The sequence below is a fragment of the Thauera butanivorans genome (genome assembly GCF_048398245.1).
GTDB lineage: Bacteria > Pseudomonadota > Gammaproteobacteria > Burkholderiales > Rhodocyclaceae > Thauera > Thauera butanivorans.
On the sequence record NZ_CP183040.1, the window covers coordinates 21246 to 31136 of the forward strand.

The 9891-nt window shown below is 63.4% G+C and carries 13 protein-coding genes and 2 pseudogenes; 12 read left to right on the forward strand and 3 right to left on the reverse strand.

Annotated features, from left to right (window positions below):
- The first annotated feature begins 25 nt into the window (after positions 1-25).
- From ACNQFN_RS23025 to ACNQFN_RS23070, 10 genes are all read left to right on the forward strand, one after another.
- Positions 26-466 carry a hypothetical protein gene (locus ACNQFN_RS23025; RefSeq protein ID WP_418649012.1) on the forward strand — a complete coding sequence of 147 codons (441 nt, stop codon included), beginning with the start codon at positions 26-28 and terminating at the stop codon, positions 464-466.
- 25 nt (positions 467-491) lie between these two features.
- Entirely contained in the window at positions 492-833 is a 342-nt protein-coding gene (locus ACNQFN_RS23030; protein WP_418649013.1) for a DsrE/DsrF/TusD sulfur relay family protein, read from the forward strand.
- Positions 834-864: 31 nt separating this feature from the next.
- Positions 865-1344, forward strand: coding sequence for a rhodanese-like domain-containing protein (locus ACNQFN_RS23035; RefSeq protein WP_418649014.1), 480 nt, complete (start codon positions 865-867; stop codon positions 1342-1344).
- A gap of 7 nt (positions 1345-1351) precedes the next feature.
- Positions 1352-1936, forward strand: a complete 585-nt coding sequence (locus ACNQFN_RS23040; protein ID WP_418649015.1) for a class I SAM-dependent methyltransferase — start codon at positions 1352-1354, stop codon at positions 1934-1936.
- A gap of 336 nt (positions 1937-2272) precedes the next feature.
- Positions 2273-2821, forward strand: a complete 549-nt coding sequence (locus ACNQFN_RS23045) for a tyrosine-type recombinase/integrase (RefSeq protein WP_418649016.1) — start codon at positions 2273-2275, stop codon at positions 2819-2821.
- A gap of 44 nt (positions 2822-2865) precedes the next feature.
- Entirely contained in the window at positions 2866-3096 is a 231-nt protein-coding gene (locus ACNQFN_RS23050) for a DUF6290 family protein (protein ID WP_418649017.1), read from the forward strand.
- Positions 3080-3349, forward strand: coding sequence for a type II toxin-antitoxin system RelE family toxin (locus tag ACNQFN_RS23055; protein ID WP_418649018.1), 270 nt, complete (start codon positions 3080-3082; stop codon positions 3347-3349). The genes ACNQFN_RS23050 and ACNQFN_RS23055 overlap by 17 nt, the downstream gene beginning before the upstream one ends.
- Before the next feature lie 58 nt (positions 3350-3407).
- Positions 3408-4034, forward strand: a complete 627-nt coding sequence (locus tag ACNQFN_RS23060) for an AAA family ATPase (RefSeq protein WP_418649019.1) — start codon at positions 3408-3410, stop codon at positions 4032-4034.
- Entirely contained in the window at positions 4031-4297 is a 267-nt protein-coding gene (locus ACNQFN_RS23065; protein ID WP_418649020.1) for a hypothetical protein, read from the forward strand. The genes ACNQFN_RS23060 and ACNQFN_RS23065 overlap by 4 nt, the downstream gene beginning before the upstream one ends.
- A 38-nt stretch (positions 4298-4335) precedes the next feature.
- On the forward strand, positions 4336-5190 hold the full coding sequence (locus tag ACNQFN_RS23070) for a type IIL restriction-modification enzyme MmeI (protein WP_418649021.1): 855 nt from the start codon (positions 4336-4338) through the stop codon (positions 5188-5190).
- A 6-nt stretch (positions 5191-5196) separates the two neighbouring features.
- On the opposite strand, the pseudogene ACNQFN_RS23075 reads toward ACNQFN_RS23070, so the two are convergent.
- Positions 5197-6093 (reverse strand): annotated as a pseudogene (locus ACNQFN_RS23075) (Tn3 family transposase); the annotation flags it as partial.
- Between the two features lie 52 nt (positions 6094-6145).
- Here ACNQFN_RS23075 and ACNQFN_RS23080 point away from each other — a divergent pair.
- Together ACNQFN_RS23080 and ACNQFN_RS23085 are read left to right on the forward strand one after the other, a co-directional pair.
- Positions 6146-6394 carry a type II toxin-antitoxin system YafQ family toxin gene (locus ACNQFN_RS23080; RefSeq protein ID WP_012585400.1) on the forward strand — a complete coding sequence of 83 codons (249 nt, stop codon included), beginning with the start codon at positions 6146-6148 and terminating at the stop codon, positions 6392-6394.
- 126 nt (positions 6395-6520) lie between these two features.
- The gene (locus tag ACNQFN_RS23085; RefSeq protein WP_001173919.1) at positions 6521-7096 is read left to right on the forward strand and encodes a recombinase family protein; all 576 of its coding nucleotides are present in this window, start codon (positions 6521-6523) and stop codon (positions 7094-7096) included.
- Between the two features lie 31 nt (positions 7097-7127).
- Here ACNQFN_RS23085 and ACNQFN_RS23090 read toward each other — a convergent pair.
- Positions 7128-9200: pseudogene (locus tag ACNQFN_RS23090) on the reverse strand (Tn3 family transposase); the annotation flags it as partial.
- Between the two features lie 2 nt (positions 9201-9202).
- Complete coding sequence (locus ACNQFN_RS23095) at positions 9203-9763, reverse strand: recombinase family protein (protein ID WP_003124096.1); 561 nt, start codon at positions 9761-9763, stop codon at positions 9203-9205.
- Positions 9764-9891: the final 128 nt, after the last annotated feature.

Sequence of the window (9891 nt, forward strand, 5' to 3'; positions counted from 1 at the left end):
AACGACACAAGCGAGGAGACATCGCATGAGAAGTATCGGATTCAGCCTCCTGGGCGCCCTTTTCAGCCTATCGGCCATCGCGGCCGACGTATCGATGGCTGTGCCCGGCGCCCAGACCTCCGCCGGCCAGAAGGTGCTGACCTTCATTGCCAAGGATCCGCCCGGCCAGCGCTGCAACGGTAACCTGCAGGTCGCGGCCGAAGTCGCCAACACCTACCGCGTGCCCATTCAGTTGCTGCCCTCGAGCCTGGCGCAGGGACTGCCCGCGCCGGCCGTGTTCTACGGCAACCAGCTGATCGTCGCCGACGGCAAGGAACACAACGGCGCAGCGAGCTACCAGATCGTCGCCGACGTGCTCGATCTCGAGGGTGTGGCCAAGCAGGACAAGTCCGGCCTGTTGTTCCAGGACACCGTGCGCCGCGACTTCGACGCCCTGAAGGCCACCATCAAGTCGGGCGGCAAGTAGGCGCCCACGCACCAAGGAGGTGACCGTGAAGACGCTCTTCATCCTCAACGACGGCCCCTACGGCACCGAGCGCAGCTACAACGGCCTGCGCCTTGCGCGTGCGCTGGGCAAGCTCGACGGTGAGACCGTGCGCGTCTTCCTGATGGGGGATGCGGTGGCCTGCGCCAAGGCTGGGCAGAAGGTGCCCGAGGGCTACTACAACGCCGGCGACATGGTGCGCATGGTCGGTGGCGAGGTGGCCCTGTGCGGCACCTGCATGGACGCGCGCGGCTATGCCGACGAGGACGTCGTGCCCAATGCGCGCCGCAGCACCCTCAAGGAGCTGGCGGACTGGACGGCCGCCGCCGACAAGGTACTGGTGTTCTGACCGTCCCCACACATAACAAGCAATCGAACACATGGAGACAATCAACATGACCTTCAGGCTGATCCGCGCGACCGCCGTAGCCCTGGCCGTCATCGCCTCACCGGCTATCGCTAACGCGCAGGCCAACGAGCAGGCCGTCGATGAGATGGCCGGCTACCTGGATTTCGTCGACTACGGCGGCGGCGTCATCTTCGCCGAGCAGATTCCGCGCGAGGACTGGCCGCGCTTCCACGTCATCGATGCGCGCGATGCCGGTCAGTTCGCCAAGGACCACATTTCCGGCGCGGTCAACCTGGAATGGCGCCGGGTGCTTGCCGAACGCGACAGCATCCCGCGTGACAAACCGGTGCTGATCTACTGCAATTCCGGCAGTCTGTCGGCTCAGGCCGGCTTCGCGCTGCGGGTCGCGGGCTACGAGAACGTGCGCATTCTGCAGGGCGGATTCGAGGAGTGGAAGGCCAAAGGCGGCTTCGACGCGGCGAACAAGGCGACGGGCCAGGCCAAGCACTGAGGCGTTCATGAAAGGGCGCGAGAGCGGCATGCCGGACGAGGCCTATTGGGCCTCGTTCTTTGATCCTCACACTGTGCTGGATCGGCTCCGGTTGCCGCAAAACAGCAGCTGTAACGTGCTCGAGTTTGGCTGCGGCTACGGCACCTTCACCTTGCCAGCGGCAGGCCGCACGCGTGGCAAGGTGACTGCGCTCGACATCGAGCCAGAGATGGTCAGCCTTGTCGCGCAACGAGCACAAGCCGTAGGGCTGGTGAATGTCCAGGCCGAGATGCGCGACTTCGTCGAGCGCGGCACGGGCGTGTCAGCTGGTTCGCAGGGGCACGTCATGATTTTCAACCTGCTGCACATCGAAGACCCGCTGATCCTGCTGCGCGAAGCCCACCGTACGCTTCAACCCGGAGGTACGCTGTCGGTGATTCACTGGCGCAGCGACATCGAAACACCACGTGGGCCGCCACTAGCTATCCGACCCAGACCGGAACAATGTGCAAGCTGGTTGATTAGGACTGGGTTCGATTCAGTCGTTCAAGTGGAACTCGCAGCCGCTGCACCGTATCACTTCGGGATACTGGCAACGCGTGCAGCAGACTGAATTCCATTACCAAGCTCTTCGACGCTGAGCAGCCTTTGATCGAGGCCGTTCGAGCTTCGTATGCGTCATGAACTTCGCGAAGGCACGGGCCGCGTCGTTCGCACACCTGGAAGCTTTCGGAGCTCACCGGTCGCTCGAATGACGGCTCTGCTGATACAAGGTATGGCAGCAGTTGGCCGCCTGCTGTCTGCCATGAGTGGGCTGGCGACGAGGTCGTTTAGGGGCATGGCGCGGCGTGATTAGACAAAATGAACCATTTTGTCTAATGTCCAGACCCCACCCCCAGCAACGGCGCGGCTTTGCGCCGCGTTTTTTTCCCGAACATTGGACAAAACGATGAACGATCGCAAACACCTCACGCCACGCGAGGTCGAGCGCCTGATCACGGCCACCCGCGGCAGCCGCACCGAGCTACGCGACCGCTGCCTGATCCTCTTGATGTTCCGCCACGGGCTGCGGGTGTCCGAGGCCTGCGCACTCAAATTGCACCAGGTCGATCTCGAGAGCCGGGTGCTTCACGTAGCCCGGCTGAAGAAGGGGTTGTCGGCCACGCACCCGCTTCGGGGCGACGAGCTGCGGGCCATCAAGACCTGGCTCATCGAGCGGGCGCGTCTCGCGCCGGCGGGCGACACGTTCTTCGTCTCGGAGCGGCGGGCGCCGCTCAACCGCCGGACCGCCTGGGTGGCGATCCGGCGCTACGGGGAACTGGCCGAGCTGTCCGTCGAGGCGCACCCCCACATGTTGCGCCACGCCTGTGGCTACGCACTCGCCGACCAGGGCGCGGACACCCGGCTCATCCAGGACTACCTCGGGCACCGCAACATCCAGCACACCGTGCGCTATACGGCAACCAACCCGGCGCGGTTCGAGCGGCTGTGGCGTTGATGTGAGATACTTGTATCTCTATTCGGTTGATAGGAGTCTCTGCGATGGGTGCCGTTTCCATCCGCCTGCCTGATGACGTCTCGCAAAGGCTGCAGAATCTGGCCCAGATGACGGGGCGCAGCAAGACCTACTACATGGTCGAGGCCATTCGTGAGCACCTCGATGACCTCGAGGATCTGTACCTCGCCGAGCAGCGCCTCATCGATATCCGCTCGGGCAAGACCCAGACGGTTCCGCTCGAAGAGGTTATGAAGCGCTATGGCCTGGAAGGTTGATCTCGACCCCGCCGCCGAGCGCGAGCTGGGGAAGCTCGACCGTCAGGACGCCCGGCGCATCCTCGCCTTCTTGTTTGAGCGCGTCGCCAAGCTAGACGACCCCCGCAGCATCGGTGAAGCCCTCAAGGGCAGCAAGCTGGGGGACTTCTGGAAGTATCGCGTGGGCGACTACCGGCTGATCTCCAGCATCGAGGACGGGGTCATGCGCATCCTGGTCGTGAAGGTCGGCAACCGTCGGGATGTTTATCGGTGACATTCAATGTTGCTTTATGTATTTATATAATGCAGTAACGAAATAAGGACTGATCGAAATGCGGATAGCGGTCGTCAACACCAAGGGCGGCGTGGGAAAGACCACGATCGCCACCCACTTGGCTGCCCTCTTTGCCGCACAGGCGGCGACCTTGTTGATCGATGCAGACCCGCAGGCCTCGGCCGCCAGTTGGGCCGCCTGGCGGCGTGGGGCTGGGCGCGAGCCGTCGCCGACGACGACCTGCTTGCTGGGCAAGGCGGTCTTCGACGAGGGCAAGAATCTGTCGAAGGGCTTCGGCCATACCGTCATCGATGCCGGTGGCCGGGATTCGGCCAGCCTGCGCGCTGCGCTGCTGCTGGCCGAGCGTGCAGTGGTCCCGGTGGGGGCCTCCAACCTTGATGCCGCTGCGATGACCGATCTGCTTGAGATTGTCGAGCTGGCCAAGGACTTCAATGCGGGGCTCGACGTGCATGTGCTGCTGATGCGCATCGATCCGCGAACCCGCGATACCGGGGAGATGATCGACTACCTGCACGAGCACAAGCTGCGCCTCCTCGAGGCGCGCATCTGCGAGCGTGTGGCCTACCGGCGTGCCATCGGTGAGGGTGCCACGGTGGCCGAGCTCGCCAAGGACCCCCAGGCGATCGCCGAGATGGCCGCCCTCTTCAAGGAGATTCAAGCGTGAAAGGAAAACCCAACCTCGACAACTTCCTGGCCGGGGGCGCTGCCGCTGCTGCCGAGCGGCCGACATCCGGGACTTCGGGCGTGGAGTCGGCCTCGGTGCTGGTCTCGCAGCGCAGAACGAAGTCGATCCGCATCGACCCCGCGCTCGATCTGTTCCTGAAGGAGGAAGCGTTCCGCCGCACGATGGCCAGCGGCAAGCGGGTGAGTGAGTCAGATCTGATCGAAGAGGCGCTGGTGGGGCACTTCAGGATTCAAGAGAAATAACGCAATAACGCACGAACGCAATAAGCCAATAACGACACATGCCTTTATCCTGGAACGAAATAAAATCGCGCGCCCTGGCGTTCTCGAAGCACTGGGCTGACGCCAGCAACGAGGACGGCGAGGGCAAGCCTTTCCTGATCGCCTTCTTCGAGATCTTCGGGATCACCAACAAGCGCATTGCCAGCTTTGAGCATGCGGTGAAGAAGTACGGTGGTGGCGCCGGCTACGTCGACTTGTTCTGGCCCGGCATCCTGCTGGTCGAGATGAAGTCGCGCGGCAAGAACCTGGACCGTGCCCACACCCAGGCGATGGACTACTTTCCGGGGATCGCCGAGCGAGATCTGCCGCGTTTCGTCCTGGTATGTGACTTTGCGCGCTTTCGGCTCTTCGACCTGGTCGAAGGGGCGACATACGAATTCCCTCTCGAGGAGCTCTACAAGAACGTCCGCCTGTTCGGGTTCATCGCTGGCTATCAGACCCAGGTCATCAAGCCTCAGGACCCGATCAACATCAAGGCGGCCGAGCGCATGGGCCGCCTGCACGACCAGTTGCGGGCAATCGGCTACGAGGGGCGCCCGCTCGAGCTCTACCTGGTGCGCATGCTGTTCTGCCTGTTCGCCGAAGACACGGGGATTTTCGAGAAGCGCCAGTTCCAGGACTACATCGAGCTGCGCACGGGCGTCGACGGGGCCGACCTGGCGCACCATCTGTCCACCCTGTTCTACGTGCTCAACACGCCGCAGGACAAGCGGCTGAAAAACCTCGACGAGCACCTGGCCGCCTTCCCCTACATCAACGGCAAGCTGTTCGCCGACATGCTGCCCCCGGCCAGCTTCGATGCCGCCATGCGCGAGAGCCTGCTGGATGGGGTCGCCTCAGAAAACGGAAAATAAAGCACGCTAAGCCGGTTGCAGCGGTCGTAGCGGCCTGAACTTGCCCGCGCCGATCTTCGCGCTGCTGCGCCAGAGGTAATCGCCGGTGAGGTTGATGTGCTCCCAACCGAGCGGCGACAGGTACTGCAACAGCGCGTCATCAACGGCATGGCCGTTGCCACGCAGCGCGTGCGCAGCCCGTTCCAGATAGACCGTGTTCCACAACACGACGGCAGCCGTTACCAGATTGAGGCCGCTAGCCCGGTAGCGCTGCTGCTCGAAACTGCGGTCGCGGATTTCACCCAGGCGGTTGAAAAACACTGCCCTGGCCAGCGCATTGCGCGCCTCGCCCTTGTTCAGGCCGGCATGCACGCGGCGGCGCAGTTCCACGCTTTGCAGCCAGTCCAGGATGAACAGCGTGCGCTCGATGCGGCCCAGTTCGCGGAGCGCCACGGCCAGGCCGTTCTGGCGTGGGTAGCTGCCGAGCTTTCGGAGCATCAGGGAGGCCGTCACCGTGCCCTGCTTGATCGAGGTGGCCAGCCGCAGGATTTCGTCCCAATGGGCGCGGACGTGCTTGATGTTGAGCGTGCCGCCGATCATGGGTTTCAGCGCGTCATAGGCGGCGTCGCCCTTCGGGATGTAGAGCTTGGTGTCGCCCAGGTCGCGGATGCGCGGCGCGAAGCGGAAGCCCAGGAGGTGCATCAGGGCGAAGACGTGATCGGTGAAGCCCGCCGTGTCGGTGTAATGCTCCTCGATCCGCAAGTCGGACTCGTGGTACAGCAGGCCGTCGAGCACGTAGGTCGAATCGCGCACGCCGACGTTCACGACCTTGGTGTGAAATGGCGCGTACTGGTCAGAAATGTGGGTGTAGAACGTCCGCCCTGGGCTGCTCCCGTATTTCGGGTTGATGTGGCCGGTGCTCTCGGTGTCATTTTCAGAAGACGACTGCACCAGACAACGCGGTTTGAAGGCTGTTGTGCAGTCGTCTATTGAACGAACAGTATCAGGAGTCCGCTGCACGAATGATGACCTCAAGCCGGTTCTGGTCGCGCTGGCGACCGATCAGCCCCTGGATGTGCGATACCGCGACCACGATCTTTCCGGCGATTGGGCGGGCTACCGCGAATGCCACATCAAGCCCGACCTGCTGCTGATCTACCGCAAGTCCGACGCCGACACCCTGCGACTGGCGCGGCTTGGCTCCCATAGCGAGCTGTTCGGCTGATGCCAGTCGCCTTGTCCGCCAAACGATCATTAGGCGGCCAAACCGGACGCCTGTCCGAAAACATCTTGCGCAACGGGATGACGGACAATAAGATAGGCGGACGGTATAACGGACAAATGGGCGGAAATGGCACTCATCGGCTATGCGCGGGTATCGACGGCGGAACAGGACACCGCCTTGCAGACGGATGCGCTGCGCAATGCAGGCTGCGAACGGGTTTTCGAGGACACGGCATCCGGGGCCAAGGCAGACCGGCCCGGCTTGGCCGATGCGCTGGCTTATCTGCGCGATGGCGATGTGCTGGTCGTCTGGCGGCTGGATCGGCTTGGCCGCTCCCTGCCGCACCTGATTGAGACGGTCGGCAAGCTGGAAGCACGGGGCGTCGGCTTCCGCTCGTTGACTGAAAACATCGACACCACCACGCCGGGCGGACGGCTCATCTTCCATGTGTTCGGTGCGCTGGGCCAGTTCGAGCGCGACCTGATCCGCGAGCGCACCAAGGCCGGGTTGACCGCTGCCGCCGCACGCGGGCGCAAAGGCGGACGCAAGCCGGTTGTCACTGCCGACAAGTTGCAACGAGCGCGGGAGCTTGTCGCCAACGGCTTGAATGTCCGCGAGGCCGCCGCACGCCTCAAGGTAGGAAAAACCGCTCTCTACGCTGCCTTGCAGGCGGCCAGTTCTGGCAGTGCAGCCGACTCCTGATATTTCGTGCAGTCGCCTTCTGAAAACGACACTCGGCCTTGCTGCCGGTGCGGAAGTTCTGGCCGTCCGACGATGAGGTGGTGCCGTCGCCCCAGTGCTCGGCGAAGGGATGGCGGAACTGTGCGTTGACCAGATCGGCCAGCGCCGCCCCGTAGGTTTCGTCGCGGATGTGCCAGGCTTGCAGCCAAGCCAGCTTGGCGTAGGTCGTGCCGGGGCAAGACTCCGCCATCTTGGTCAGGCCCAGGTTGATCGCGTCGGCGAGGATCGTGGTCAGCAACAGGTTCTTGTCTTTGGCCGGGTCGCCCGATTTCAGATGCGCGAAATGCCGAGTGAAGCCCGTCCATTCGTCCACCTCCAGCAGCAGTTCGGTGATCTTGACGTGCGGCAGGATCATTGCCGTCTGGTCGATCAGCGCTTGGGCGGTGTCGGGTACCGCCGCGTCGAGCGGCGTGATCTTCAAGCCTGACTCGGTGATGATGGCGTCCGGCAGCTCGTTGGCCGTCGCCATACGGTTGACGGTGGCAAGCTGTGTTTCCAGCAGCGTCAGCCGGTCGTTCAGGTACCGGTTGCAGTCGGTGGCCACGGCCAGCGGCAATTCGCTGGCCTGCTTGAGGCTGGCGAATTTCGCGGGCGGCACCAGGTAGTCCTCGAAGTCCTTGAACTGGCGCGACCCCTGCACCCAGATGTCGCCGGAACGCAACGCGTTCTTCATCTCCGACAGCGCGCACAGTTCGTAGTAGCGCCGGTCGATGCCGGTGTCGGTCATGACCAGCTTCTGCCAGCGCGGCTTGATGAACTCGGTCGGCGCGTCGGCGGGCACCTTGCGGGCGTTGTCGCTGTTCATGCCGCGCAGCACCTCGATGGCGTCGAGCACGTCCTTCGCGGCGGGAGCGGCCCGCAGCTTGAGCACGGCAAGGAATTCCGGCGCGTAGCGGCGCAGCGTGGCGTAGCTTTCGCCGATGCGGTGCAGGAAATCGAAGTCCTCGGGCTGCGCAAGCTTCTGCGCTTCGGTGACGCTCTCGGCGAAGGCATCCCAGGACATGACGGCCTCGATGGCGGCGAACGGATCGCGGCCCGCCTGCTTGGCCTCGATCAGCGCCTGGCCGATGCGGCCGAACAACCGCACCTTGGCGTTGATCGCCTTGCCGGACGCCTGGAATTGCTGCTGATGCTTGTTCTTGGCGGCGTTGAACAGCTTGCCCAGGATGCGGTCGTGCAGGTCGATGATTTCGTCGGTGACGGTGGCCATGCCCTCGATGGCAAGCGCCACCAGGGTGGCATAGCGTCGCTGCGCCTCGAACTTGGCCAGGTCGGCGGGCGTCATCTGGCCACCCTCACGGGCGATCTTGAGCAGGCGGTTCTGGTGCACCGACCGCTCGATGCCAGAAGGCAGGTCGAGCGCCTGCCACGCTTTGAGGCGTTCGATGTGTTCCAGCATGTGCCGCGAATTCGGTTTGACGGGCGATTGGCGCAGCCAGGCCAGCCAGGTCGTTTTGCCGTTGTCCCGACGCTTGAGCAGATCGTCGAGGCGGCGGCGATGCGCGTCCGACAGCGGTTCGGCCAAGGCATCGTAGATGCGCCGGTTGGCGCGGGTGATTGCTTCGGCGCTCGCCCGCTCGACGGCGTTGAGGGCAGGCAGAATGACCGACTGCTGCCGCAGGTGCTCGATCAAGGTGCTGGCCAGCACGATGCCCTTGTCGGTCTGCAAGGCCATCTCGGTCAGCAACTGGACGGCCTGCCGGTAGTGGCCCATGGTAAAGGGCTGGAAGCCGAACACCGTTTGCAGTTCGACCAGGTGCTCGCGCCGGGTCTGCTCCCGCTGCCCGTATTCGTCCCAGCTTTCGACGCTGACCTTGAGCTGGTCGGCGACCAGTTTCAACAAGGGCGGAAACGGCGGCTCATCGACGCCCAGGATGACACCAGGAAAGCGCAGGTAACAGAGCTGCACGGCGAAGCCCAGCCGGTTGGCCGGGCCGCGCCGCTGCCGGATGATGGAGAGGTCGGTTTCGCTGAACGTGTAGTGACGGATCAACTCATCCTTGGTGTCCGGCAACGCCAGCAGGCTTTCGCGCTCGGCGGCGGACAGGATTGAACGACGTGGCATATTTACTGATCCGTTCTCAAGTATTGATACAGGGTTTCGCGACTGATTCCGAATTCACGAGCCAGCTTGGTCTTTTGCTCGCCAGCCTCGACACGTTGGCGCAGTTCGGCAATACGCTCAGACGACAGGGATTTCTTCCTGCCACGGTAGGCCCCGCGCTGCTTGGCGAGCGCGATGCCCTCGCGCTGCCGCTCGCGGATCAAGGCGCGTTCGAACTCGGCGAACGCGCCCATTACCGACAGCATCAGGTTCGCCATCGGCGAGTCCTCGCCGGTGAAGGTCAAATGCTCCTTAAGGAACTCGATGCGTACGCCGCGCTGGGTGAGGCCCTGCACCAGGCGGCGCAGGTCGTCGAGGTTGCGCGCCAGACGATCCATGCTGTGCACCACGACCGTGTCGCCTTCGCGCACGAAGGCGAGCAGCCGTTCCAGTTCGGGCCGCCGTGTGTCCTTGCCCGACGCCTTGTCGGTGAACACTTTATCCACCTGGATCTGTTCGAGCTGCCGTTCTGGGTTCTGGTCGAAGCTGCTGACGCGGACGTAACCGATGCGCTGACCGTGCAAGGTATCCTCCTGAGGGAAATGTGTCAGGAAGAAATCTATGACCCTTGACGGCGTATGTCAATCAATTCGGAAGGCAACTCTATTCTGACGATTTAGCGCCGGATGGTCTGACGCCAAGTTAGGGTATA

Bases quoted from the DNA above. Each gene is read 5' to 3' on its own strand.
- ACNQFN_RS23035 (WP_418649014.1), top strand. From the start codon at position 865: ATGGAGACAATCAACATGACCTTCAGGCTGATCCGCGCGACCGCCGTA.
- ACNQFN_RS23070 (WP_418649021.1), top strand. From the start codon at position 4,336: ATGCCTTTATCCTGGAACGAAATAAAATCGCGCGCCCTGGCGTTCTCG.
- ACNQFN_RS23040 (WP_418649015.1), top strand. From the start codon at position 1,352: ATGAAAGGGCGCGAGAGCGGCATGCCGGACGAGGCCTATTGGGCCTCG.
- ACNQFN_RS23045 (WP_418649016.1), top strand. From the start codon at position 2,273: ATGAACGATCGCAAACACCTCACGCCACGCGAGGTCGAGCGCCTGATC.
- ACNQFN_RS23085 (WP_001173919.1), top strand. From the start codon at position 6,521: ATGGCACTCATCGGCTATGCGCGGGTATCGACGGCGGAACAGGACACC.
- ACNQFN_RS23055 (WP_418649018.1), top strand. From the start codon at position 3,080: ATGGCCTGGAAGGTTGATCTCGACCCCGCCGCCGAGCGCGAGCTGGGG.
- ACNQFN_RS23025 (WP_418649012.1), top strand. From the start codon at position 26: ATGAGAAGTATCGGATTCAGCCTCCTGGGCGCCCTTTTCAGCCTATCG.
- ACNQFN_RS23050 (WP_418649017.1), top strand. From the start codon at position 2,866: ATGGGTGCCGTTTCCATCCGCCTGCCTGATGACGTCTCGCAAAGGCTG.
- ACNQFN_RS23060 (WP_418649019.1), top strand. From the start codon at position 3,408: ATGCGGATAGCGGTCGTCAACACCAAGGGCGGCGTGGGAAAGACCACG.